We start from the raw sequence: 25827 nt of genomic DNA on the forward strand, positions 1-25827 counted from the left end.
AATGCGAACCGCATCCCGCTTGAACTCGTCGCTGTGTATCGCTGCCATATCCGGTCTCCTTGATGGCGAGTATCGCTCTCAAAAGACCGGAACGAAACCGTGACAGGTCCATCATGAGCGCGGGCGTGGATGGTCACCTGCGGGTAGGACTTGGCGGCATGATGCACGAGCTGCGTCTGCTTCTCGCGGTCGTCCAGTGCGGCGATGAACAGGCGCGCCTCCTGCAGCCCTGCGCTATGGATCAGGTCCGGACGCGTGGCATCGCCATAATAGGCGTGGAAACCGATCTTCATCAGGTTCTCGATGGTCTGGGAGTCGTGGTCGAGCACGGTGACCTTGTGCCCGTTGGTGACCAGAAGCCGGGTGACGATCTGACCGAACCGGCCCATGCCAGCCACGACGATCCCGCCAGGATCGTCGATGGCGTCGGCCGGGCGGGTTGCGCTGCTGACGCTGCGCGGCGCCAGCACCTTTTCGTAGAGAATGAACAGTGCAGGCGTCATCAGCATGGTCAGGGCTACGACCAGCGTCATCGGGGCCAGAAGATCGGCGCCCAGAACGCCTGCGCCGCCCGCAAAGCCGAAGAGCACGAAGGCGAATTCGCCCGCCTGCGCCAGCCCAAGCGCAAACAGCCAGCGGTCCGCGCCGCGCAGGCCGAAACCGGTCGCCAGCACATAGAGCAGCCCGGCCTTCAGAATGACAAGACCCAGCGCCAGGCCGATCAGTCCGAACGGATTGCCGAACAACAGGCCAAAGTCGATCCCGGCGCCGACCGTGATGAAGAACAGCCCCAGCAAGAGGCCCTTGAATGGCTCGATGTCGGATTCAAGCTCGTGGCGGTATTCACTGTCCGAAAGCACCACGCCGGCGAGGAAGGTGCCGAGCGCGGGAGACAGCCCCACATAATTCATCAGGAGTGCGAAACCGATCACCAGCATCAGCGCTGCGGCCGTGAAGATCTCGCGCAGCCGCGCCTCGGCGATCAAGCGGAAGACTGGCCGAATGACCGTCCGTCCGCCGAGAATGATTGCGGCGATGACGGCGAGAATGACCAGCGCCTGCGCCCAGTCCGGCAGGGTCTGGAAGAGGGTCGGCGCCGCCCCGGGATCGGCAGGGCTCGCGGCGTGGGCCGCCATCAAGGGCTCGCCGCCGGGTTGATTGAACCAGCTATGATCCTCGACCAACGGCGCGGCGCCAACCGCGAGAAGCGGCATAAGAGCGAGCATCGGGATGACAGCAATGTCCTGCGTCAGCAGAACGGAAAACGGACTCTGCCCACCCGCGGTCTTCATCCATCCCTTTTCATTCAGCGTCTGCAGCACGATGGCCGTGGATGACAGCGCGAGGATCATCCCCAACGCCAGCGCCGGCTGCCAGGCCAGACCGAACGCCAGCGCCACAGCCGCGATCACCGCCGTCGTCGCCACAACCTGCAAACCGCCGAGGCCGAGGAGTTGCGCGCGCATGCGCCACAGCATAGCCGGCTGAAGTTCCAGCCCGACGAGAAACAGCATCATCACCACGCCGAACTCGGCGAAGTGCTGCAGCTCAACGGTCTCGCTGCCGACTATGCCGAGAATCGGACCAATCACAACGCCGGCGATGAGATATCCCAGAACCGAGCCGAGACCGAAGCGCTGGGCCAATGGCACGGCCAAGACCGCAGCGACAAGGTAGACGAAGGCGGCGGCAAGAAGATCCATCAGGCAGGCTCCGACGCGACCGGCAGGGCGGCCGCAATGTCATTGAGGGTTCTGGACGCCCGGGCAGCTTCGATGTCGAGCCGGTCGTCAGTGAGCGCGTTCAGCAGGCCGAGCCACGATGCGAGATGCGCCTTGTCGCGCCCCTCCTCGACGGCCCGTCCAGCCCCAAACAGCGCGAAGGGCGCGAGGTAGCGCAATCGGCAGAGATCAGCGGTCTTCTCGAAAGGCGCCAGAAGCGTGCGCAGGTCCGCTCCGTTGGCTCCGCCGTCCGAATAGGCCGCATCAGCAGCGCCGCAGGAGACCGCGTTGAAGGTCACCTTGCCGTCGAGCGCGTGGCCCTCATGCCCGTAGGCGAAGCCATGCTCCAGCACAAGGTCCTGCCATTCTTTCAACAGCGCCGGCGCCGAGTACCAGTAGACCGGATGGAGGAAGATTACGGCATCATGTGCGACGAGCCGGTCCTGTTCGCGCGCGACGTCGATCTCGAAGGTCGGATACTCGGCGTAGAGATCGACGCATGTCGTCCCGGTCACGGTCTGGGCGGCTTCGAAGAGAGGGCCGTTCACTTCCGAGCGGTCGAGGCGTGGATGCGCGAGATAGATCAACGTTCTCAAGCGGCGTCTCCGAAACGGTCCCGGGCCCAGTGAACGACATCGGTCTCATCTTCACTGGCGATGACGCTTGCGTATCCGGGCTGTGCATAGGTACGCGACAGCCAGGCCGCCACGGTCGGCCAGCGTGCGGCGTCCAGCCGGAACCCCGCGAGGTCCGCGCCGCGCAGCCAGCTGGCCATGGCGATGTCCGCCACGCTGAAATCGCCAGCCATGTAGTCCGCATCGCCAAGCGTCTCGGCCACCGCATCGAGCAGCGGCGGCGCCATCTCTGTCATCGCCCGCGCCACCAGCGCTTCCTTGCCCGCCGCCTTGCCGAAGTAGAACGGGACGACGATGCGCTGGCCGAACATCATCCCGCCGAACACCTGCGCCATCTGCGTGTCGGCAAAGCGCAGCAACTCCATGGCGCGTGCGCGCAGGGCGCCATCTGCGGGGAGCAGGCCGGGCTCGGGCACCCGTTCCTCGGCCCAGGCGACAATATCAGCGCTTTCCGTGATGGGCGCCGCGTCGCCGCCAGTCAGCAAAACAGGTACGGTCCCGGCCGGGTTTACCGCCAGCACCGCCTCGCGGTCGGTGTAGGGCACGACGGGATCCAGCGCATACCCGATCCCCTTTGCCTCGAGCGCCACGCGAACCTTCCGCACGAAGGGCGACACCGGATATCCGACGAGTGTGACCGCCATCTCATCACCCTTTCTTGACGTCGCTTGCGAAGCGGGCGGCGTTTTCGGCGGCGAAGGCGCCGTCGTCCGCGCTCGCGTCCCAGAACTGCGGCTGCGCCTTGGGGATGGTCAGCGCCTTTTGCACCGCGGGCCGTGCATCGATCCGGTCGAACCAGGCCTTGAGATGCGGCAGATCATCAACCTCGACTCGCGCCCAGACATAGGCCCGCGCCCAGGGGTAGGTCGCCATATCTGCGATGGAGTAGTCGCCGACGAGGTAATCGCGGCCGTCGAGGCGCGTGTTCAGCACCTCCATCAGACGGCGGCTCTCATCGACATAACGCTTGATCGAGAACGGCTCATCATGGCCGTTCGGCGCCGCGATGCGCTGGAAATACATCGCTTGGCCCATCATGGGCCCGACATGGCCAACCTGGAAAAGCAACCATTGCAGTGTCTCGGAGCGCTCGACCGGATCGTCCGACAGGAACTTTCCGTATTTCTCGGCCAGATGCCACAGGATCGCGCCGCTCTCGAAGATGGCACGGCCCTCTGCCCGATCCTCTATCGTGGGGATCTTGCCGTTGGGATTGAGCTTTAGATAGTCTGGCGCCTTTTGTTCGCTCTTGGCGAAGTTGATGAACGTCAGGTCATAGGGCACGCCCAACTCTTCGAGCAGGATGACCGGCTTGTAGCCATTCATCGTCGCGGCGGTGTAGAGATGGATGTCAGGCTGCGACATGGGAGGCCTCGGAGAAAACGGTTTCGAGATGGGCGTCGAACCGAGCCAGATCGCGCTCGATCTCGGCGTTCTTCATAACGTCGTGGGCAGCGAAAGTGGGCAGCGGCGCCATCCCGAAGAACTTTGCGTTCAGATGCACGGGCCGCAGCAGGTCATCTACGCTCATGCCCTCGAAGAAGGGCTCTTCAGGGTCGTCGAAGGCTTCGCTCGGGGCGTTGAAGGTGGCAGAGAGCATGTAGCGCGTGCCAGTCAGCGTGCCGCCCATGCCGTAATTCGCCTTGGGCGCCTCGGCGGTACGCCCGTCGCCCGCAGTCAGTCGACCGTCCATCCCGACGGTATAGACCTCATCCATGTATTTCTTGAACGACCACGGCACCCCCATCCAGTTCACCGGAAACTGCATGATGACCGTGTCGGCCCAGCGGTGGCTTTCGACCTCGGCCTCGACGTCATAACCGTCGGCCACGGTCGTAATGCGCACCTCGTGGCCTTGCGCTTCCAGATAGTCTTTCGCCCGCTTAGCGAGAGTCGCGTTCAGCCCGCCGGGCGCAAATGCGTACGGTTGGGCGCCGTTCAGGATCAGGATCTTGCTCATCTTCTTCGTCCTTGTCTGTTTATTCCGGGCCGCTTGACACGCGGCGCGCTCGAGACGAAATTGCGGGTGCAAGGAACTAAGATCAACCAGTATACTTTTGGTAACCTGCAAAAAGACAGGAGAGACATGCCGTGGAGGCGCGAGTTGAAGAAGACGCAAAGGGCCGCAGACACGTTCACGACGCATGTGTCGAGCCTTGCGCCATCGAACGCGGGATGCGGATCATCGGCGGCAAATGGACCGGGTCGATCCTTTGGCATCTCAAGGATGGGCCGGTCCGGTTCAACGACCTTGCACGGATGGTCGGCGGCGCATCGAAGAAGATGATCACCGAACGGCTGCGCCAGTTGGAAGTGCAAGGCTTGGTGACTCGTGAAGTCATGCATACCGCGCCGGTATCAGTGCAGTACCAGATCACCGAGTTGGGCTACACGGCGCTCGGGTTTCTCGACGAACTTAGGAAATGGAGCGAAAGCCTGCCCCAGCATATTTCCGATGTCTAAACTGGTGCGTCTGAAGCCCGACCCGATCCCGGCCATTCATCCGGTACCGGAGTACGCCGCAACGGGGGATTTGGCGGAGGTCTACGAGCGGACCAAGGAGGGCCTCAGGGTTCCCTGGATGGGCGTTGTTGCAATGGCCTTCGCTCACTATCCGCGCTTTTACGAGACGCTCTGGTCGGCCCTCAAGCCCGTTGTCAGTTCAGATGCTTTCATCCGCGCGTGCCACGACCTGCGCGACCAGGCGGAACAGGAAGCGGCCGCACTTTTGCCGCCGTCTATCTTGGGACGGCTCGGCGAAATGGGTTACGATCAGCGCGAAATCGAGGAGATCCGAGCCTGCAATGAGATCTTCTCGTCCGGAAACATGCCATATCTTCTTATGGCGTCGTTGGCGCGCTTGGTCCTCGAGGGCGGTGAATGGCCCGTCGGCGCCGTTGCGGAACGGACGCCCGAACGGTGCCGAGATGCGCCAAAACCTGTTCTGATCGAGCCCCACCACGCCGACGCGACCATTTCCGCACTCTATTCCGACATTCGGGGCACGCTCGGGCTGCCTTTCGTCAACACCGACTATCGCGCCTTCGCCCGCTGGCCGAGTTACTTCGCCCCTGCATGGGCCGACCTGAAACGTGCCGTGGTACGCGATGACTACGAGCATCACGTTGCCCAGGTCCACGACAGGGCCGTCGCACTGGCCGCGGGTCTTCCGAACCCCACTAGGCTTTCGAGCGACGCGCTTCGCGAGGCCGTCGCAGCAGATGCCACCTGCGAAGAAGTCCTGGCCGTCGTCCGCCTGTTCCAATGGCTGCTGCCCGGACTTGCACTCAACGTCGCCTATTTGAGGGAGCAACTCATCAATCACCGTGTCATAGAACAGATCGCGCGCTGAGGCGTAACCGCAAGAAATAATAGAAAATAAAATGTTATCAATGCCTTTTATGTTGGAGAAGGTTGGATCTCAGGCCCACCCCATCCGCCACCTGCCCTGTTGCGAAGACGGACATTTGCCCCAAGCGGTGCAGAAATAATCGTTTTTCAAAGGACTTTGCCTCTCCAATGCGCACATCCGAGACTGCGCGCCAGGTCCGTTTTGAACCGCCCCAGCTTTGCTGGAGACCAATTAGTCCGTTTCACGCGACCATATCGAGTGTATTCAAGCTTGCATAGAAGGCCTCCTCTGCTTCGGCCGGTGGGATGTTTCCGATGGGCCAAGCAGTCGGCGGTTGTTGAACCAGTCGACCCATTTTAGGGTTTCCAGCTCGACCTGCTCCATTGTTTTCCATGAACTGCGCCGCCGGATGACCTCGGTTTTGTAAAGGCCGTTGATGGTCTCGGCCAAAGCGTTGTGACAGGCGTCGCCGACGCTGCCAACGGATGGTTCGATGCCCGCCTTTCCTAAACGCTCGGTATACGGTTTGAGACGTATTGGCCGCCCCTGTCGCTGTGGTGGATCAACCCGCCCTGATGGGCCGGACGGCGGGCATGAAGTGCCTGCTCAAGTGCATCGAGAACGAGTCTTGACCCTAAATTGCGGATAAAAATTCCCAGACGTAATGTTCTATTTGCGTGGCAGAAAGCACCCCGTATCCCACGGCAGGGGCGGCAAAAGGGGTTCCTGCCTCGTCTGGTCGTGTCGCAAAATAGCTGTTCCAACTGTTGCGGAACATAAACCACCCGCCAAGCGGTTCTGATGGGTCCACCTGAAAGCCGACAAGGCAGACTGCATGACCGTTATCGGGCGTCGGGTCCATCCCGGCGCTGGCGACGGCCGCATCAATCGGGCAATAGACAATACCTGCATATCCGGCCTGCGCGGCTTTCCAGTTTGTCGTTTTTGGCGCGATCATGAACGTGGGCACGGCCACCGCGACAGGTCGACCTTCCAGCAAGATCGCATGTAGGCGTTTTGCCAGACCGGGCACGCGTTTGTCGGCTGTCGGGTAATCTGCTGAGTCAAAATCGCGGTGAAGGCGGGTTTGCGCGTCCGAAAACGCGGCCGGACTGGGGGGCTCGCCGTTGATATCGGCGGTGGCTTTTGCGCCATAGGTAAGGTGGTCCGATGCACAGACGCCATAGCCTTCCAAGACTTCGCGCGCCTCTGACAAGCGCGTCGCCCCAAGCTCGGCCCCCGGTGCAGGATTCTGCTTGGACGAGAGGGTGTGCCGCATCAGGTAATACAGAAATTGTTCGGACAGGTGCTCGGGCTTCTCACCCTGCTTGGCCCGGAACCTTTCCATCATCGCCACGGCTGCAAAGGCAGAACAGGTCGCCCGTTCGCCCTGATCTTTGACCGGCCAACTGGCACCGTCTTGCGCCGAAAAGATCACCGGCACGGGGGGAACACGCAGCGCATCATCATCGCTGCGCGCCCGCGCCGATGCTGCATAAGCCGCGTTGAAATATTCGCGCACGCTGGCGGGAAGCGCCGATCCGAAACCCGCTGACCGAAGTGTCATGCTGTCCCTTTCTCTGAGAATGCTTGCGAACGTATCCGCGTGCAGATCGCGCCAATACCCCACTGAATCGGGGATATTGGCGATTGTCTGCCCGAAGGCGCGTTATGCCAAGATGTCGACCTCTTGCGTGCCGGTCCGGTCTGCCCATTCCAGCTTGGCGGCGTCGATGATTTCGACGATGGATGCCATCTGTGACAAATGCTTGCTGAACAGCCAGTTGGCGATGCTTTCCCCGGCTTTGGTGTCGGAGGGGAAATGCACCCCGGCAATTTCGCGGTTGGTCGCAAGGCGGTCGGCAAGCGCTTTCATATAGGGGTAGAGGTGGTTTTTTGCGCCAGCAGGCAAAGCCGCTGTCAGCAGCTGCAACACAAGATAGTTTTGCAAGGCATGATTGGACGGAAAGGATGGGTGCGGCGGCGTTGGAACAGAGGTAACGAGCGAGGGGATATAGTGAACCGGGCGGGCCATGCCAAAGAAATCCTTGAAATACATCCCGACCATTTGGCCGACCGTGTAGCCCACCGACAGCAAGACAAAGCTTTGCGGCTTGGCGGCGGGGTTCATCGCCAACAGATTGGCCCAATAGGCACCGGCATTGTCGATCTGCGCAATCAATTCAGCGAGGCTTTCCGGGCGGAGGCCATTCATATGGTCATTCAAGACTTTCAGTTCTTTCTGAAGCGAATCCGGGGTGCTGAAATCCGGGGCCTCTATCGACAAGCCGTCACCGTGCCAGGCTTTGCCTTTCACAGATGCTTTGGTGGGCTGTGACCAACCACGCGCGCCAAATTCCGCAAGGATCACCTGTGCGCGCAATTCGCTGGCCCAATCGGCCTTGGGATAGGCCAAGGGCAGGCCGGGCACGACATATTTGATCGTATTCGATTTGACGGGCGTGCCATAGGGAAGGACCACATAGCCTGCTGAACCGGCTGCTCCGCTGGACAAGCCCCCGTTCAACCCGCCATTCAGCCCGCCGTTCAAACCCCCGTTCAAACCTCCGTTCAAGCCACCGTTTCCACCACCTGACATTGCTGATCCTCCTGTTGATTTGGTTTACGTCTCAAACCCGGCTTCGCGCAGCAGGCTGCCAAAATGCTTGCGTTGTTCGGGGCGGTGAAAAGGCGCACGGTCTTCCAGACGCGCCACAGAAAACTCTGGCTCTTGTTCCAGCACGGTTTGGCGGATGACATCCAGATCATCCCGTTTGCCTTGCGCGATGATGGCAGCCGCCGTGACCCGCAGATTAGAGGTGTATTTCGGGTTTCGGGCCATCGCCTTGCGCCCCCAATCCTCGGCTTGGGCATAATCGCCATGCGCGAAATTGGCGATCGACAGAAAATGTTCATAGCGAAACATCAAGGGATCTTCGGGCGAAAGCTGGATTGCCGATCTTGCAAGCTCTATCGCCGCTTCGGTTTGGCCGACATAGGCCATCGAGGGGCCGGACCACATCATCGTTTCGGCGTCATTGGGCGCAAGGTTTGCCGCCTGTTCGAACAGGGGGATCGCCTTGTTGAAGTCGCGCCCATAGATCACAAGGTTATGGGCCAGCAAAGCCATGGAGCGACCGGGATTGCCGGGAAGGCGGGTGGCCGTATGCGCAGCCTTCATCATCGCCGAAATATCGGCGGCCGGGTCAGGCGACCAGCCTTGCCCAAGGCGCAAACTATACCAATCGGCAAGGTAGTGGTAAGCCAAGGCAAAGCTGGGTTCTTTGGCAGTGGCCAGTTCAAGCAAAGGGCCTGCCGCATCAAATTGCGCCTTGGTCAGATCAAAGATCATGCTGCGCGCCCGCATGGTCAGGTGATAGGCGGTCAGATCAGACAGCTTGTAATTGCTGTGTAGCATCGTCTCGACCGACCGCAGCGATGGGGCAAGCGTGTTGACCACATCCGCGGCGAGGCAGCTTTGCGCATTGAACAACCTGTCTTCGGTCGGGGTCAGCACCCGTGACCAGACCACAAGGCCCGTCCGCACATCTGACAGTTGAAATGAAAGCCGATAAACCGCCCCGGTGCGGCGCAGCTTGCCCGTCAGGGCATAGTCGGCCTGCAACCGCCTGCGCAGCGCGTCAAAATCAATCGGCGCTGCACCGAAAAACTGGGCCGAGTTCATCGAGATCACAGCCATTTCGCGCACGCCGGCGATTTCGCAGATGATATCTTCGGTCAAAAGGTCCGTCAGACCCTCAGGAACAGGGTCTGACCCCATGCTTTGAAAAGGCAGAACAACAATGACAGGCTGCCCCCCCAGCGACACGGATGCGCGGGGCGAAGGCAGCGGCTCGGGCGTGGGGTGTGGGTGCAGCTTGGCACCAAAGCCGCCCATTTTCACCCGCACCGCAAGGTCTTGTGTGGCCTGCGACGGTTCCATATCCAGAACCCGGCCCATTTCTTCAAACAGACGGGCATAGAGCGTCAGCGCCCGGTTCATATCTCCGGCTTCGGCAGCCATTTGCATGGCCGCGCGGCATGCCGGTTCGCAAAGCGGGTCAATGGTCAGCGCTGCCTCGGCTGCGGCTTTGCGCGCGGCGACATCGCCTTGCGCGTTCTCGATCACATGCAGCAAAGGGGCCATGGCCTGATCATGCAAATGGATGCGCATATCGCGGAGCCAATCGCCATAGGCTTCGCCAATGGCTTCGGTCCCACGCAACAGCCCTTCGCGGATCTGGGCCGCGCGGCCCGCTATGTCATGGCTGACCGGGTTATGGCACAGCCCGCCCAGAACCTGAGCGACATCAAGGCGAATTCGCGCGTGGTCAACCTGTATGGTTTGCCGGTCTGACCCAATGATCTGACACAACAACGGGTCTGTCTTGCGCAGGTCTGACAGCACTTGCCGCAAAGAGTTCTGGGCTTGCGTCTCGCTTCGGCGTTCCCAGAAAAGAGCCATGACCTCGGTTCGTGGCACCTGACGTTTGCCTTGCAACACCAGATAGGCCAGAACGGCAGCCGGTTTTTGCCCCAAGTGAATGCGTCGCCCCGCCCCAGAGCAGAGCGAAACCCCTCCGATCATATTGACGTCAAGCCATTCGGTCACTGCCGCACCTCTCACACAGGCCCTGCATTCCCTCACACCCCTTATTTCTATGCGAAATCGGGGCAATTGTCCTAACGGCAATTTCTGCACCAAAGCCGGGGACAGGCGCTTCGCATCTCAGGTTAACGCAAAACTAACGCTGACCTTGCGCCGGGGTCGCGCAGCGTTTGCGCAGGCCGCGCAAGCTGCACGGGTTCCGGCACTTTGTGTGGGGCACAATTGCCTGCTTGGGGCGGATTTCATGGAGGTTAAATTATGACTGTCAAAACAAGATTTCTGGTGTCTGCGGCGGTTCTCACGGCTGTTTCGGCCTGTGGAGGGGGCGGCGGTCTTGGGAGCAGCGGATCAGTTCAGATCGATCCGACCGAAGAAGCCGCGCGCAGCTTTGCGCAAAAAGCCGATGGCAGCACGCAAGATGCAGCTGGGGCGTTGAATGAGGGCGCAACATTGACCGCCCGCAAAGTGGGCGCGGCTGGTCAGTTGCTGAATTATGCCAATGGCCAAACCGGACCTACGTCCGCCGAGGTCACGATCAAAGCAAACGCCGAGGGTGGCCATGATATTACCCTTAACGGCAAAACCTTGAAATTCACCGCTGCCGACCGTTTGGTTGAGGCGGATGGCACCTACGGATATGACATCAGCCGCGCGGCGGATGATGTTTATTCGTCGGCCTTTCTTCAAACCGGACCGCTAAGCGATCTGTTGAACCCGGGCAACGGCTATGCCGAGATATTGAGCATTCAGACCAACCAGATTGCCTCGGGCCCAGACAATACCACGGCGATGGCTGTGTTCGGCATGGAAACCCGCGATTCCGATCTGAAAGCTTTGCCAACCGCGACCTATTCCGGGCGGGCCCGGTTGAACGTGGTGCCCAACACAGGTTTCGTTTCGAACCAGCAAAGCCGGACAAGAGTGCGCAGCGACATGACGATGACCGCCGATTTCGGCAAGGGCGAGGTTTCGGGCAGCTTGACCGGAATAACCGTGCAGGCACCGGATGCCAGCACACGCACCTCCATCGCGGGGGTTCTGACGATGGACAAGACCACGTTTGACAAAAACGGGTTCAGGGGCAGCATTTCGCCGGATGCGACCTTTGCCAACAGCTCAGGGTTGAGCAATGGCAGCGGCACTTACAGCGGTGCGTTCTATGGCCCCAAGGCTGAAGAAGTCGCCGGCACGCTGAGCCTGACAGCCACAGAAGAAGGGGGCGGCGGCATCAACGGGATCGGATACTTCGTCGGCAACAAGGACTAGCCCGAAGTCAGGAAAGCGGGACGGAGCTTTTGCTTGCGCAATCCGTTTCGCGAGGCGCTGCATTCGCCCCAAGCTGTGCAGCGCCGCCAAATCCACAGCCCTCGTGGGGGTGAATCTGGCGCAGGTCAGCTTGGGGCAACACGGCGCATTTGCGCTTATCAAGCTTGGGGATTTTCATGTTCAGATATATTTTTGTGGCGCTACTGGCCGCCCTGATCGCTGCACCAGAGGATGCCGCCGCCAAACCCGGCGCGCCGCGCGATTTGCTTAACGCTGGTGATTTTGACGGTGCCCGCGCAGCGCTCACGCAATTGACAGCAGGCGACCCGCAGGCAGGACTTCACCGGCTTTTTCTCGAAGGTCTGATCCTGATCCATCAGTCCAACCCGCGCGCGGCCGCCACGGTTTTCCGCAAGATACTCGCGGTTGCCCCCGATTATGAGCCTGCGCGCCGTGAACTCAGCGCAACGCTCTTTGTTCTGGGCGATGCCGATGCGGCCAGATTTCACGCAGAGCATCTGATGGCCCTGACATCGGATGACCGTATTCGCGCAACGGCACAGGCCATCGTGAACGCCAGCCAAAGCGGCAAGCCCGCAGGCGTTGCCTTGCGCTTTGCGCTGCAACCTTCCAGCAATATCAGCAAAGGCACCGCGTTGGACGAGGTGATCATCGGCGGCCTGCCGTTCAAGATAGACCCCGCGTCCAAAGCGGCCTCTGGCTCTGCGGTGATAATTGGCGCGACCCTCTGGCGCCGTTGGCAACTGTCAGAGGAATGGACTGGCACCGCAAGCCTTGGTCTGGACGCAAAACTTTCGTCATCAGGCGGGCCGACCGAACTGACTTTTGGCCCAAGGTTTGATTTTGTCTATGGCACTGCCAACACGCGGTTCAGTTTTGGCCCGGGTATGGAATTCAAACGCCAGGGCGGTGAAACGCTTCGCCGCCGCATCGGTGTGAACACGTCTTTCCAAAGACGGTTGTCCGACAGGCTGAGTTTTGATGTCTCGGCAATGGTCATGCAGCAAAAATACCCCGGTCAGTCGCATCGCGATGGCTGGATCGTCGATGGTCGTCTGCGCCTGTCGCAGGTCGTCACCCCGAGCCTGCGCCTTTATCTAAGCGTGCCGTTCGAAATTGAGAAAACCGGGCGTGCGCATCTGGATCATCGCGCGTTGGGGGTGACGTTGGGGGCCGACAAGCTGTGGCAAGGCGGGCTTTACACAGGCATCTCGGCCGGTTTTGAGGCAGATCGCTATGCGGGCCTTTATCCGGGTCTGGCCCATGCGCGGCGCGACAGGGTGCAAACCTTGTCTCTGTCTTTGCGGCACTCAAAATTGAACATCGGCAAATTCACGCCCGAAGTGACCTATAGTTTCACCAAACACCGTTCAAATGTCGGCTTCTTCGACCATAAAAGCCATGATCTGAGCATCGGCCTTTCATCGCAATTTTGATATCCTGAAATTTAGATCGTAGTCCAAAGGGCTGTTCATTGCCGTCTGCGCAGGCAGGCAAGAATGCGCTGCCTTGCACCATCGCGACCCGCCAAAAGATGACCCAGCGTCATTGCGTCATCTGGCTACGCGCTTGGCTGGTGGCCGGGGGCAGCCTATGGGCTTGTGCAGGCACTAAAAATCGGCCAAAGCAGTCGCAAGTTTTTGTGTTTAAGGTGATTTGCAGTGACGGGGCAAAGTGAACAGCAAGACCGGCAGGCCGCAAAAGGTGCTGGCGGTAAGGCGGGCTTTGGCGGGGCGACCATCATCGGGGGGGCTTTGGCCGCTGGTGCAGGTGTTTTGGCCGTGGTTTTGGGCTTGGGGCTTTTGGGCGTTGGCAATTCGGGTCCGCAAGATGGGTCCGGGTCGGTGCGGCTTGGCCCGGTGAACCCGGCCGATCTGGAAGCAGCTTTGCAAACCATTTCCCCAGAACAGCAATCGCAAACCCGCGAAGATGTCGCCAACTGCAAGACAGCTCTTTTCATGATGGAAGTCGGGCCGATGCCGGGCGCAGCAGCGCCGCCCTCGGGCTATGTGCAGGTGCGCGTTGGCACCTATGTCTCGCCGCGCTTTTCCGTGGGGCCGCGTGCCACTGTCTTTGCCGTGCCGCACCCGATCCCGGAGGCGACCACCATCATCAAAGGGGCGGTGATCGTGACGGGGACCGCGCGTGGCGCCCGGGTGCAATTCTCGCCGCCGGTGGATTTTCCCGTGCTGTCAGGGGCTGTGACGCAACAGGTTAAATTTGATCCCCCGGCAGGCTGCGGCACTGACAAGGCCAAGCCTGCGGGCTGAGGGCGGGATGCGTGTTATGGGGTGCAAGGTGGCCGTAAAATGAACAAGCAAACGATCATCGGATTAACGATTTCGGGCATTCTGGTGTCGATTGTGGTGCCTTGGCTGATCCGCCCCGAAGACGGCGCTGCGGACAGTTGGATGGGGCTGGATGCGGTGACGCGCGGGCGGATCATCGCGGCGCTGATCAGTGGCGCATTGGTCGCAGTCGGGCTGTTTGTCACGGGGTGGATGGGCCGTATCGCGGCGCGTGGGGCCGGGCAACCTGCCACCGCCCCAATGATCCGCCAAATCCTGTCGCCAGAACTGCGCGCGACCGGGTCGAGCAAATCGGCACAAGAGATGTTGGATGATCTGGAAGGCATGGTGGGCCTGCTGCCCGTCAAGCGCGAGATCAATTCCATCATCGCCCGTCTGACGGTCGAGGCAGAGCGCCGCAAACAGAACCTTGGCAATGCCACGACCGGCCAGCACATGATCTTTACCGGCCCGCCCGGCGTGGGCAAAACCGAAGTGGCGCGCACCTTGGGTGGCATTTTCCGCGAGCTTGGCGTGTTGTCGAGCGGCCATCTGATCGAAACGGACCGTGCCGGTTTGGTTGCGGGTTATATCGGCCAATCCGCGATCCGCACGACCGAGGTCTGCAAATCGGCGCTGGATGGGGTTTTGTTCATCGACGAAGCCTATTCTTTGGCCAGTGAGGCCACCGCCGGCAGTGGCAATGATTTTGGCCGCGAGGTGGTCGATACCCTGTTGAAATTCATGGAAGATCACCGCGACCGTATGGTGGTGATCGTGGCGGGCTATCCCGGCCCGATGCGGCGTTTCATCGGGTCGAACCCCGGCCTTGCCAGCCGTTTCAGCCGCACGGTCGAATTCCCTTCCTATTCGGAAGCAGAGTTGACCGAGATTTTGCGCCGCATGGCCAAGCAGCAATCCTACCGGCTGGAGGAGGGCGCGGCCGAGACGATGTCGCCATGGCTGCGGGCGCGGGTTGGCGGCGATGATTGGGGCAATGCCCGCGAAATGCGCACCGTGCTGGAAAAGGCGCGTGAAGCGCAGGCCTTGCGGGTTGCGGGGCGTCCGGGCGCTGATTTGCAGGCCCTCACGGTGGGTGACATCCGCCGCGCCATCGGGGAGACGGCATAATGGGCAAAAGCGCAAAGATAAGCCGGGTGCCGATGCTGGCAACGGGGCTTGGCATGGCGATTGGCGCGGCAGGCGTGATGGCGCTGCGGCCGGATTTGCTGGCCGTGCCGCAAGGGCTGCGCGGTTGGCTTTTGTCGGGTGGTGCTGTGGTCGGGCTTGCGGCGGCGGGGATGATCCTTGGCGCTTTGGTCACGGGGGCGCGGCCAATCGGGGGCGCGGGTAAAAACGCGGCGCAACCGCTGCGGCCCATCGCCTTGCCAGAGCCACCGCCCGCATCTGCCAAAACCTCGACCCAAGACAGCGCCATGGCGCGGCTTGATCGCATGATCGGGCTAAGCCCTGTCAAGACAGAGGTGCGCAACCTGATCGCGCGCTCTCGTGTGGATGCCATGCGGCGTGATCAAGGCAGCGAAGTGTCTGCCGCCAGTCAGCACATGGTCTTTACCGGCCCGCCGGGCGTTGGCAAAACCGAGGTGGCGCGCATCATCGGCCAGTTGTTCAAAGAAACGAAACTGCTGCGCAAGGGCCATGTCGTTGAAACCGACCGGGCCGGGCTGGTGGCAAGCTATATTGGCCAGACCGCGCCGCGCACGCTGGAAAAATGCCGCGATGCGCTGGACGGGGTTTTGTTCATTGACGAAGCCTATACCTTGGCAGGTGACGGCCATGACTTTGGCCGTGAAGCCATTGATACATTGCTGAAATTCATGGAAGATCACCGCGACCGGCTGGTGGTGATCGTGGCCGGATACCCCGATCAGATGGACCGGTTTATCGCAATGAACCCCGGCCTTGCAGGGCGGTTCAGCCGCCGCATCGACTTCCCGGCCTATTCCGCGCCCGAAATGATCGAGATTTTGCACAGCATGGCGCGGCATCAAGGTTTTATCCTGCCCACCAATACCGAAACGATCATTGGCCCTTGGATCACTCAGCAATCTGCCCGTGCGGATTGGTCGAACGCGCGCGAAATGCGCAGCTTTCTGGAGCGCGCGCGTGAGGCGCAAGCCGTTCGCGTATCGGCCGAGGACGCTCCCGATCTGAACCAATTGACAGAGGCGGATTTGCAGGCCGCCATCGGTCGCCGGGTTTCGGCCCAGACAGGAGGCAGCAATGGCTGATCCGCGTAAACCTTCTGGCCTTGCGCGGACCCATGGCGCGCTTTGGTATGGCAGCCTTGGCTACCGTTTGTCGTGGCTGGCCTTGCCGCAGGCGTTGGTGGCGCTTGGCGTGTCTGCCTTTCTGATGGGTAATGGAATTGACGACCTAAACTTTGGCGGCGGCAAAGGGCAGGCCCCTTCCGACCTCGCAGGCGACTGGGCGCAGCCCATGGACACCGTCGCCACCGAAGACATGCTGAACAAGCTGCGCGATGCGGCTGGCAACGAAGGCGACACCGCTGCTTTGGCCGAGCTGGAGGCGCTTGCCAAAGAGGGCGATGCGATTGCGTCCTTCAAGCTTGGGGTGCTTTACTCACCGTATTTCGCGGGGGTATTCCCCTATCCGCCGGAAAAGGATGCTGCCAAGGCGGTCGAACTGTTGCAACCGGCTGCTGACGCGGGCTTTTACAAAGCCTTCGGCGCGCTGGGCGAGATTTATATGGGGGAACCTGCCCCCTTGGAAAGCCGCACCAAAGGCTGCGAGAACCTGATCCTTTATGAAGCGGCGCCAGATCGGCAAAAAGTCGGTTGGTCTGACCATGAGATCCCGCGCATGGTAGATACGGCCAATTGCTTGCTGAATGAACTTCGCGACAAGAACGTTGCCTATACGGTCCCTGCGCCAGAGACGGCTGCAAAGGCGATGGCCCTCCTCGAGGATCCACTGCTGGCCAACGACACTTTGGCGCTTTGGTCGCGGATCAAATATCTGAACCGCGCAGGTGGCACCCTGGCCGAGCGCAGACAATCCTGCCCCGTCATTGACGCGTGGATGAGCCTGACAACCCCGCAAACGCGCGGCCCGGATGATTTTTATATTCCGGTCAGCCAAGCCATTTGCAAACTGAACCAATATGACGAGGCCCCCGGTGCGCCGCCCAAAGCCGCCCAAGAAGAGGCGGCAGCCATTCTGTCCGCCCCCGATTTGAAAAACTACCCCGGTGCTTACGCCAATCTGGCATGGCTCTACTTGCAGCCTTGGGATATTTACGACCCCCTCAAAGGCTGCAAAGCGGTGGAAAATTGGGTGGCTTTGGTCGGCACGGACAAGGCCCAGATCGACCAGCAAAGCCCGATGAGCGCTATCAATTTCGCCGATTGCCTGATGGGCTATCAGCCGGGGCAAAGCCCGCGCAAGCCAAGCCCGCAAGAGATGCAAACCGTTATTGCGCTTGCGCAATCCGCCAAGGACCGTGGCTTGCCCAATGGCGATTATGTGTTGGGCCAGATCTATCAATTCGGCACCGGTGGTATTCCGGTGAACCCGGCAACGGCGATGATGCATTACCAAAGCTGTGCCGTGTCCGGCCTGACGCTTTGTGATTTGCGGCTGGGAAGGATAAACCGATTTGGCCAAATCGACCAACCCAAAGACCCGCAAAAAGCGGCAAGCCATCTGGAACGCTGTGCTGCGGCGGGTGATCTGGATTGCAATGCCGAGTTGGGGGCGTTGTATCGCATCGAACCCTCTCTGGGGGCTGCGCCCGAAGTGGTTCTGGCCCATTTGAAAAAATCGGCAGAGGGCGGGCGATCACTCGGCGCGGAAAATCTTGCTTACGCTTATATGGAGGGCAAATACGGCTTGCCGAAAGATAATGACATGGCCGCGTATTGGTTGGTCAAATCCATCGCGCTGCCCGGCGGCGCCGAGGTGCGCGATTGGCTGGCGGGCACGCCCAACGCCTTGAAAGGGGCGGGCTTCTGGAAGGCGTTTCATCAGGAGTTGACGAAACTGGGCGTCTACTCTGGCCCGATTTCGTCGGAAATGACCACCGAAACCATTGCGGCCTTGTTCAAACTTTAAGGGCTGCCCGTGCTGTTCTTCATTGCTGCGATGCAGGCCCCCTTGCGTCACAGTAAGGGGGCCTTTTTGCCACGCAATCAGTGAAATCTCGGTCAAAGATGTTTGACATACCCCGGGCATCGCCATACCTCTCAACCTAGGCGCGAAGGGTCAACACTGAGTGAGGGGTGAAAATTTGTCTCGATTTCCGAGTGCCAGGATTGGCGATTCCCATGTTTGTCCTGTGCATGGTGGGGGTCCAATTGCGACAGGCTTTCCCACAGTGTTGGTTGGCAATTTACCGGCCTCGCGAATTTCCGACATTGCAGTTTGCCCGCCGGCTATTCCGGACCCCGTGGTCATGGGGTCGCCAACCGTGCTGATCGGCAAGATGCCCGCCAGCCGCATCACGGATTCCTGCGCCCATGGCGGCGCGGTGGCATCGGGGTGCCCGACGGTTCTGATCGGCACAAGCGGGGGCGGAGGTGGCATTGTGGCAACGGGCGCCCCAGCCTTCAGCTCTGACTGTTTGCGCCGCGCCGCAGCGTCCGGGCTTCCCTTTGTGATGTAGTGATGTCCCCGCTCGCGCCGCACCTTCTTGCGCTGGCGTCCCGGCACCCTGTTTTTGCGGTTCTGGACGGGGCACATTTCGAAAACCTGCCCGTCCGTTTGCAGGTGGCCGGGTTCTATGCACGACCCTTGTTTCAGGGTCGGGATCGGCAAGATCCCACTGCATCCACCCAAGCGCCTTGGCTTGTGGCACTTGACGAAAGCTCCCAGCCTTTCCGGGGGCGCCCCCCGGAGGCGACAATCCCGGATCTTTTACAAATCCTTGGTGAGCGTCCTGCGGCGGTCTTTTGGTCCTGTGATGATGGGTTTGACGCCCTCTACCGACACCTGAGGGGCCTGAACGTCATCCTCTATCCCAAGGTTGCCCTGACAACCTATGAAGCCCGTTTTGTGCAAGGTGAAGAAGTGGCCCCGCTGTTCCGCCATGCCGATGCCAATGTCATGGCGCAAGTGGAGCCATCACTGGGCCCTTCCAACCGAGCGCGGTTATTTGGACCAGCGCAGGCACTGTCCTTCGTGCCCGCTCCGGCATGGCGCACAAAAGACGTGCATGTGGCAATCGCAGAGGCAGCGACGCCTCCGCGCGGTCAACTTCGTCTGACACCGGAAGAAGCGGCGGCCATCGCCAGACGATACAGGCAAGGCGTCGCCCATCTGATTGCAGGCGGATACGCGCCGCCCTACCATGATCGCGTGCGTGCCGCCGTGTTGCGCGCCGCAAATTATGAGATTGATTTAATGGAACAATTGGAAATATTCGTGAAGCTTGACCTTGCCTACGGCCCCCGCTTTGAGCATGAACCACGCTATGCCGCAGCACTTGCCCAATTGCAGGCCCTTGATCGCGCGCCTGACACTCGGCTCGATTATGCCGCCGCAATCTGTCGCAAAACCGCGAGCCTGCTATGAGTTGCCCGACCTGCCCCCGCAATTGCGGCACCGGTCGCGCGAATGTCGTTCCCGACAAGCGCGATGACCCGATCTATGTGGCCCTTTGCATGACCTTATGCGAGGTCCGCAAGGAATTCTGCGAGGGGCGCCATCGCGGCAAAACCCAAAGCAGTGTCGCCGAAGAGCGGGCTCGCAACAGCCCGGAGCTGAGACGGGCGATACAAAACCACAGCGATCCGCGTATCCGTGGCGGAGAGTCGGCGGTGAACCGGGAACGCTATGTCAGATACGATAATGCAGATCCGAATTGGAACCGCCGCCGGGTGGACCCCAGAACCATCCAGAACCACCTCGATAACATCGAGCGGCAAATTCGCCGCCAAGGCGCGCGTATTCTCGCCACACGGGCAGGCCAGGCGGCTGCGCGGTCATGGCTTAAGATCGTGCCAATTCTGAACATTATTTCGACGGCTTACGATGTTTATGACATCGCCAGCGCCGGTGTTGATATTGTGCAGCAGATACAGGCGGCGCGCGAGCAGTTTTCGGGCGATGTCTATCGCATCCGCCCCGACGTGGCCGTAACAGGCCCGAATGGACAGTTGCAGGCCGCCTATGATTTCAAATTCGATACCGATGATTGGCAGCCCGGGCAGCAAGAGTTATATGCCCAAGACTTGAGGAATTCCGGTGCAGCCAATCCCGAACCGCAAAGCGTAAACGCCGTTGATTGCGGTTGTGATGGTCCGGCAAGGATCAACAGTGCAGGAGCCGTAGGATGAGTTGGACAGAAGATCCGGTTTTCGAAGGGGAGCAAGAGGATCGGCACAATCAACTTTGCCTCTGGGCGCGCCCGGCTTTCCGGCTGGGGCTGTTGTCCTCTGTCGAACAAGGGCACCCGTTTGACTATGTTGATGACTACCATGCCTTGTTCAAGGTCTTTGAACCGATCCTGCGCCGCGATGCGGAACGGCTGTTGATGACCGACCGCAACCTGAAAAAGCCACGGCAGCGCAAGTCCATCAAGACAGAGGACTGGACCCCCTTTCATTACTTGCAAGAAAAGGTATCCCGCGCCCGCCCCACTTTCATCGGGTTCAATTTTCAAAGCGGGCAGACCGCGCCAGACGGGATCAGCCCTTCGGGATGGCGGGCACATGAGGTCCATGATGCTGGCCCCACCGGCTTCCGCTGGCATGTCACGACGACATCTTGGCTTGATGCGACCGTGCCTGTTGCCGATATCGAGGATGGCACCTTCGACATTGCAGCATTGCGCGCGGCACTCTTGCGTTTGCCAGTGCGGTCGGGGCTTGGCGGTTACGGGCTTTGCATGTCGCAAGACATCAATGGCTATGGCCCGAAAAGCAACGCCTATGCGGCCTATCCTGTGGCGGTCAAATTTCCCGCGCTCGATACCACCTATCTCGACAAACGCGGCTGGTTGAACGGAGATGACGACAAACCAGAAAAGACCTGGATCCTTGGCATCAACTGGCTGACCCTTGTGGGAGAGCCATTCCTGAGCCGCGCGGGCGGTATCGCGGCGCTGACGGACGGGCTTGACCCACGGATCGAGTGGTGGCAAGGCCGCGATACGGTGCTGTTCCAACTTGGCCCGCGCCCCATCACAGGGCAGGCTGGTGTCGATGACGATATGTTGCCCCTCTATCGGGAACTTGGCGCACGCTTGGCACCACCGGGCGATACCGCGCCAAGCGCGGCCCATCCGCGCCACCTGTTCGGAAACCGCCGGGACGGGGTTTCTGTTGCCCTAGAGCGCCGCTTTTATGGTGGGAAATGGCCGGTGCCGTTTGACCTTGACCCTTATCCAGAAGGATAGCGACCTATGCGTGACCCCGGTTTTCCCATCGCCTTCAGGTCCAACACAAAAGCTGGCTTGGCGCTGCACCTCACAACTGCCCGCCACCATCCGGCGCATGGCCTTATCGCTGATGGCACCATCGGGCCAAGCATCGTGCAATTGGCCGATGTGCTGAACGCGGCAACGCCGGGCAATCCCGCAGCGCCACCCCGGATCGAAGCGATCGACGGCACGAACCTGGCCATCACCCTCGACCCGCGGGTGTTCTCCCAGGACTGGCATATCGCGGCGTTGTTAAATCTGATCGAAAATGCGATTTTTATCGGCCAATCGGAGGATCCGGTAATCCTGTCTGGCACGGTCGTCTCGTCGCATCTGAACGGGCGCTCGGTGGCAGACCTGCAATCCGCTTTGGTCGGGGCGAATGAAGCTGCGCGTATCGCCGTGCTGGACAGGCTGGGCGCACCCGGTTGGCCTGAAAAACCGCGCGATGTCCTGTATGACTTGACCTGGAGCCTGACCGATCCGCTTTCACCTGATGCCGCCACAGCCGTGTCCGATCGATTCTGGCAGATCAATGACCTGATGACCGCCTCGGCTTTTGAACCAGAGGCAAGCCCGCTGGATTGGCTGGAAGACGACCTTTTGCCACATGCCGCAGGCTTAGAGGCGAAAGGCGCCACTTTGATGGCCGGGATCGAGATGCCCCCCATGGACCCAGCCCTTGCACTTGACCTGTTCGAAGGCGTTTTACGGCAGGAATGGGATCTAAGACCAACCAAGCAGACAGCGCGTTTCCGAAAAGGGTGGTGACTCCTGCACGCAACCATCCCAGGAACGCCTTGCGCTGTCCCCGTCCCTGCTGTGTGATTGCGATGTCAGCGCCTCTCGATGCGCGCCAGATGAACGCGGGCACATGGTAAATGGGTGTGTAAGGCTACGCAGGCTCAGCCACGATCTGGGATGCCTTGGCGGGTATGCGGTGCGCCGCCACAGCGAAAAAAGCGCGATTGTTTAAATCAGTCGAAAGGTAAACACCTCGGAAACTGGCCCATTGCGTGAGAAAGCCAGAAATCTGTCTTTCGGGGAAACTGAAATGCTGTATTGTTATTTGAGATTGAGTCGTAATTCATTAGGCCCCCCATTGGAATTTTTTCAAAGTCTTGATGCCGGCGAGCACCGATTGAAATGACTGCGGCAATAGACCCTTGTTTTAGACAGACGGATACTCTCCCCGATGTATGGAAACCGCTTCTAAAATGGCGCAGAAAACACGGCTTTGATCCATTTTTGAGCGAGCGTCGGTTTGGGTGCGGATTGTCACCTGTGGTTGCGCCGCCTCAAAGTGTCGATCAGATACTCGTGTCTCTCGGCAGGCCCGATCCGGTCGAACGCCGTTTTCCAATCGAAACCTTCCCTGCGTTCTTCGACCGGTTAAAATTGCGAAGACAATACGGGAATATCCGACTTGCCGCCGCCGGAACGCCGATTGAGGTTCAGGCGCGCGTCGAATTGCAGGCAATTGCCGCCCGCGCGCGGGACAGCCAGATCAAATGGCTTTTGCAACATATGTTGCGACGGACATGGACAAAAAACGGGTTCCGAGAACGTCTGAGTTTCTTTTGGGGTGATCATTTTACGGCGCTTGGAAAGACAGGCGCAGGAAGCCGCGGCATGTCGACCTATATCGAATCCGCCATTCGACCAAATATTGCTGGCAGGTTCGGCGATTTACTTGTCGCCGCTGTGACAAATCCAATCATGCTGCAATATCTAGACCAAAATTTCTCGGTCGGCCCGAACAGCATGGATGCAAGACAAAGCACAGGCCAATCCCGCGGGCTGAACGAAAACCTTGCACGCGAAGTGCTGGAATTGCATACCTTGGGCGTTGACGGGCCTTACACCCAGACAGATGTGTCAGAGCTTGCAAGGCTGTTCACGGGGCTTACGTTTTCATTTGAAAAAGGGTTCATCTTTAAATCCAGCTTTTCGGAACCCGGCACAAAGACAGTTCTGGGCGTGGCCTTTGGGGGTGCGGGGGCAGGCACCCTGAACGATGTAAAGGCTTTGCTGCACATGCTGGCCTTGCACCCTGCCACAGCGCGACACCTGTCAGAAAAATTGGCCACCCATTTTTTGGGCGACGGATACCCTTCTGATTTGGCCGACCAAATGGCGGCACGTTACCTTGAGACAGGCGGCTACTTGCTCGAAGTATACCGGACAATGCTGTCCCATCCATCCGCATGGGATAAGGACCGAGGCAAAGCTAAAAATCCCTTCGATTTTGTGTCGTCAGCAATGCGTGCTTTGGCCATCAGCCCAAAGATTGCATCGGAATTTCCGACAAAGAAAATACAGATGACGCTTATGCATCCTATGGCTTTAATGGGACAACCTTGGGAAGAACCAACTGGCCCGGATGGCTGGTCAGAAGCCAGCGAGGCATGGATTACACCTCAGGGTTTAGCCGCACGTCTTCAGTGGGGGATGGCCATACCACAGGTTTTCTGCCCCGAACTACCGGACGCCGACAGTTTTGCAGCGGCCGCACTTGGTCCGGAAGTCGCACCGTCGCTGCGCACCATAGTCGCAGGGGCCGAGAACAAATGGTCAGGCATCGGTTTGGTCTTGGCTTCTCCAGAATTTCAAACCATGTGAGGATATCCGATGACAAATAGTGCCGATCTGGCCATCGGGTCCAACGGGTGTTCCACTGCTGCCAACCCGTCCTTGACGCCGGTGACGTTATCCAGTGCCCCCGGCGACAACAGGTTGGTCGTGATCATCCTGCGAGGCGGAATGGACGGCCTTTCGGCAGTTCAGCCATATGGAGACCCCAATTATCTGAAGATGAGAGGCAAGCTGGCCAAAGAAGACGGGCGTTACGCGCAAAAGCTTGATGGTTTTTTTGCGCTGCACCCGGCCTTGGCGCCCTTGTTGGGTTTGTGGGAAAAAGAAGAACTTGGGTTTGTGCATTCTGTCTCAACGCCATACCGGGATAAGCGCAGCCATTTTGAAGGGCAGGATTTGCTGGAAGCGGGATCTGCGTCCTTCAAAGGTGGCAAGATGCGTGACGGCTGGCTGAACCGGATGATGCAAGGCATGTCTGATGTGACGGGCGAAACTGCTTTTGCGCTTGGACGTCAGGCCTTGCCGATCCTGTCAGGCGATATTCCAGTTTCGCGATGGGCCCCTGCGGCCGGCCTCATGTTACAGCCGCAAGCGCGTGATATCTGTCGTCAAATGATGCATGGCTATCCACAATTTTCGCAAGCGTTTGAAGATGCATTGCGTCTGAGCGGCGATCTGGACCGTGATGCAACCAGCACCGGATGTGATACCCTTGAGGACATGCAGACAGCGCTTGAAAACCAGATCAAGCAAGGTCGCGATGGGGATGCGATTGCAAGTTTTGCAGCAAGCCGTTTGCTTTTGGGGACGCGTATCGCCGCATTTTCGATATCGGGGTGGGACACGCACGCGAACCAAAGCGCGGTGCTTTCCAGAATGTTGGCGCAATTGGCCTCTTGTATTCTGACCCTCAAGCGGGACCTTGGTTCGGTCTGGAAGAAAACGAGTGTTGTTGCACTTACAGAGTTCGGACGCACCCTACGTATCAACGGCACCAATGGAACCGATCACGGAACCGGGGGCGTGATGATGCTGGCTGGCGGCGCGATCAGGGGGCGCCGGGTTGTTGGCACCTGGCCGGGCCTGGATGAGGCGAGCCTATACGACCGCCGCGATCTGAACCCGACGTCAGATGTGCGCATGCACCTTGCGTGGATCATGCGTGGGCTTTTCGGCTTTGACCAAAGTTTTCTTCGGGATACCGTCTTTCCGGGCTTGGAAATGCATTCGGACCCAATGCTGCTAAGGTAGACGAACCCATTGTCGATAGAATGCACCGTTTTCCTGAGGAATGACCAAGGAAAAAGCGCATGTCGCAAACCACATCCGAACGGCATCCCCCATGCCTCAGGCTGTTTCTGGTGTTTCTTATGCGAGGCTGTGCCCCTGCTGATTGGGGCCCATGATCCCACTCCCCCTGCGAACAGACCACGGCTTTTTGCCCGCCCCCAAGAGCAGACGGGGCGGTTGGCACCGCAGAACCCCCGCCCTTCCCCAATCCCGGCCTTGGCTTTCGCGCCCCTGTGCTGCTGTTGGGTTGCTGGTAAGTCGGCATAGGGCAAAGTGCCGTTCCCCAAACGGCCCATGGAGCGGGCGCATCAGATCAGGGTTCCGATGGCGTTCGCCCGCTTCGATTTTTCAACCCGCTTGGCCCTGACCTTTCGATAATCTCACTGCCGTTTCGCCACCTCTGCCCTCTTTTGCATTGAACACCCGCACTCGGCCAATCGCCGCTTAGGTCAGTATCTGAGTTTGGAGGGAGCTGGACCTTGATCGGCTTACTCTTGGATGACCCATTGCTTGAACTCAGCATCCTGAATAGCCCTTAGTTTCCTAGACACCTTGCAGCTTCAGTTTTTGCTGCTGTTCGAAGTCAATCGGTGACAGCATGCCGTTCTTAACGTGTTTGCGCTGTGGGTTGTAGAAAAACTCGATGTA

At 59.7% G+C, this 25827-nt stretch carries 23 protein-coding genes and 1 pseudogene; 15 read left to right on the forward strand and 9 right to left on the reverse strand.

Annotated elements, in window-relative coordinates; genetic code table 11:
- From EGN72_RS01865 to EGN72_RS01885, 5 genes are all read right to left on the reverse strand, one after another.
- A partial coding sequence (locus EGN72_RS01865; RefSeq protein ID WP_127044952.1) for a monovalent cation:proton antiporter-2 (CPA2) family protein occupies positions 1-1703 on the reverse strand: 1703 nt, incomplete at its 3' end.
- The gene (locus EGN72_RS01870) at positions 1703-2317 is read right to left on the reverse strand and encodes an NAD(P)H-dependent oxidoreductase (RefSeq protein ID WP_127044953.1); all 615 of its coding nucleotides are present in this window, start codon (positions 2315-2317) and stop codon (positions 1703-1705) included. The genes EGN72_RS01865 and EGN72_RS01870, both read right to left, overlap by 1 nt.
- A complete protein-coding gene (locus tag EGN72_RS01875; RefSeq protein ID WP_127044954.1) occupies positions 2314-3000 on the reverse strand; it encodes a glutathione S-transferase family protein in 687 nt (228 codons plus the stop codon). Before EGN72_RS01875 ends, EGN72_RS01870 begins: the two co-directional genes overlap by 4 nt.
- 4 nt (positions 3001-3004) lie before the next feature.
- Positions 3005-3721, reverse strand: a complete 717-nt coding sequence (locus EGN72_RS01880) for a glutathione S-transferase family protein (RefSeq protein ID WP_127044955.1) — start codon at positions 3719-3721, stop codon at positions 3005-3007.
- Complete coding sequence (locus tag EGN72_RS01885; protein WP_127044956.1) at positions 3708-4316, reverse strand: NAD(P)H-dependent oxidoreductase; 609 nt, start codon at positions 4314-4316, stop codon at positions 3708-3710. Before EGN72_RS01885 ends, EGN72_RS01880 begins: the two co-directional genes overlap by 14 nt.
- A 131-nt stretch (positions 4317-4447) precedes the next feature.
- Between EGN72_RS01885 and EGN72_RS01890 the strand changes: the two genes are divergently transcribed.
- Positions 4448-4819 (forward strand): helix-turn-helix domain-containing protein, encoded by a 372-nt coding sequence (locus EGN72_RS01890; RefSeq protein ID WP_127044957.1) that lies wholly within the window; start codon positions 4448-4450, stop codon positions 4817-4819.
- Positions 4812-5708 carry a hypothetical protein gene (locus EGN72_RS01895; RefSeq protein ID WP_127044958.1) on the forward strand — a complete coding sequence of 299 codons (897 nt, stop codon included), beginning with the start codon at positions 4812-4814 and terminating at the stop codon, positions 5706-5708. The genes EGN72_RS01890 and EGN72_RS01895 overlap by 8 nt, the downstream gene beginning before the upstream one ends.
- A gap of 241 nt (positions 5709-5949) precedes the next feature.
- Here EGN72_RS01895 and EGN72_RS01900 read toward each other — a convergent pair.
- The 4 genes and pseudogenes from EGN72_RS01900 to EGN72_RS01915 all read right to left on the reverse strand — a co-directional run.
- A pseudogene (locus EGN72_RS01900) lies at positions 5950-6334 on the reverse strand (integrase core domain-containing protein); the annotation flags it as partial.
- Positions 6335-6342: 8 nt separating this feature from the next.
- The gene (locus tag EGN72_RS01905; protein ID WP_127044959.1) at positions 6343-7275 is read right to left on the reverse strand and encodes a C1 family peptidase; all 933 of its coding nucleotides are present in this window, start codon (positions 7273-7275) and stop codon (positions 6343-6345) included.
- A 102-nt stretch (positions 7276-7377) separates the two neighbouring features.
- Positions 7378-8307 (reverse strand): phosphatase PAP2 family protein, encoded by a 930-nt coding sequence (locus tag EGN72_RS01910; RefSeq protein WP_127044960.1) that lies wholly within the window; start codon positions 8305-8307, stop codon positions 7378-7380.
- A 24-nt stretch (positions 8308-8331) separates the two neighbouring features.
- Positions 8332-10320 (reverse strand): BTAD domain-containing putative transcriptional regulator, encoded by a 1989-nt coding sequence (locus EGN72_RS01915; RefSeq protein WP_127044961.1) that lies wholly within the window; start codon positions 10318-10320, stop codon positions 8332-8334.
- A 255-nt stretch (positions 10321-10575) separates the two neighbouring features.
- Here EGN72_RS01915 and EGN72_RS01920 point away from each other — a divergent pair, with 255 nt between their 5' ends.
- The 13 genes from EGN72_RS01920 (at position 10576) to EGN72_RS01980 (ending at position 25140) form a co-directional block, all read left to right on the forward strand.
- Positions 10576-11583 carry a transferrin-binding protein-like solute binding protein gene (locus tag EGN72_RS01920; RefSeq protein WP_127044962.1) on the forward strand — a complete coding sequence of 336 codons (1008 nt, stop codon included), beginning with the start codon at positions 10576-10578 and terminating at the stop codon, positions 11581-11583.
- 176 nt (positions 11584-11759) lie between these two features.
- Positions 11760-13040 carry a surface lipoprotein assembly modifier gene (locus EGN72_RS01925; RefSeq protein ID WP_127044963.1) on the forward strand — a complete coding sequence of 427 codons (1281 nt, stop codon included), beginning with the start codon at positions 11760-11762 and terminating at the stop codon, positions 13038-13040.
- A gap of 225 nt (positions 13041-13265) precedes the next feature.
- Positions 13266-13874, forward strand: a complete 609-nt coding sequence (locus EGN72_RS01930) for a hypothetical protein (RefSeq protein ID WP_127044964.1) — start codon at positions 13266-13268, stop codon at positions 13872-13874.
- Between the two features lie 39 nt (positions 13875-13913).
- Positions 13914-15023, forward strand: a complete 1110-nt coding sequence (locus tag EGN72_RS01935) for an AAA family ATPase (RefSeq protein ID WP_127044965.1) — start codon at positions 13914-13916, stop codon at positions 15021-15023.
- Positions 15023-16144 carry an AAA family ATPase gene (locus EGN72_RS01940; protein WP_127044966.1) on the forward strand — a complete coding sequence of 374 codons (1122 nt, stop codon included), beginning with the start codon at positions 15023-15025 and terminating at the stop codon, positions 16142-16144. Before EGN72_RS01935 ends, EGN72_RS01940 begins: the two co-directional genes overlap by 1 nt.
- Positions 16137-17987 (forward strand): tetratricopeptide repeat protein, encoded by a 1851-nt coding sequence (locus EGN72_RS01945; protein WP_127044967.1) that lies wholly within the window; start codon positions 16137-16139, stop codon positions 17985-17987. The genes EGN72_RS01940 and EGN72_RS01945 overlap by 8 nt, the downstream gene beginning before the upstream one ends.
- 223 nt (positions 17988-18210) lie before the next feature.
- Positions 18211-18537 (forward strand): PAAR domain-containing protein, encoded by a 327-nt coding sequence (locus EGN72_RS01950; RefSeq protein WP_255417406.1) that lies wholly within the window; start codon positions 18211-18213, stop codon positions 18535-18537.
- A 2-nt stretch (positions 18538-18539) separates the two neighbouring features.
- Positions 18540-19445, forward strand: a complete 906-nt coding sequence (locus tag EGN72_RS01955) for a DUF4123 domain-containing protein (protein WP_127044969.1) — start codon at positions 18540-18542, stop codon at positions 19443-19445.
- Between the two features lie 89 nt (positions 19446-19534).
- Positions 19535-20209: a hypothetical protein gene (locus tag EGN72_RS01960; RefSeq protein WP_127044970.1), complete on the forward strand. Its 675-nt coding sequence runs from the start codon at positions 19535-19537 to the stop codon at positions 20207-20209.
- A complete protein-coding gene (locus EGN72_RS01965) occupies positions 20206-21270 on the forward strand; it encodes a type VI immunity family protein (RefSeq protein ID WP_127044971.1) in 1065 nt (354 codons plus the stop codon). The genes EGN72_RS01960 and EGN72_RS01965 overlap by 4 nt, the downstream gene beginning before the upstream one ends.
- A gap of 6 nt (positions 21271-21276) precedes the next feature.
- On the forward strand, positions 21277-22065 hold the full coding sequence (locus EGN72_RS01970; protein ID WP_127044972.1) for a hypothetical protein: 789 nt from the start codon (positions 21277-21279) through the stop codon (positions 22063-22065).
- Between the two features lie 375 nt (positions 22066-22440).
- Positions 22441-23916, forward strand: coding sequence for a DUF1800 family protein (locus EGN72_RS01975; RefSeq protein ID WP_127044973.1), 1476 nt, complete (start codon positions 22441-22443; stop codon positions 23914-23916).
- Between the two features lie 9 nt (positions 23917-23925).
- A complete protein-coding gene (locus tag EGN72_RS01980; protein ID WP_127044974.1) occupies positions 23926-25140 on the forward strand; it encodes a DUF1501 domain-containing protein in 1215 nt (404 codons plus the stop codon).
- The last annotated feature ends 687 nt before the right edge of the window (positions 25141-25827 follow it).

It is taken from the genome of Pseudorhodobacter sp. E13 (assembly GCF_003991405.1).
Lineage (GTDB): Bacteria > Pseudomonadota > Alphaproteobacteria > Rhodobacterales > Rhodobacteraceae > Pseudorhodobacter.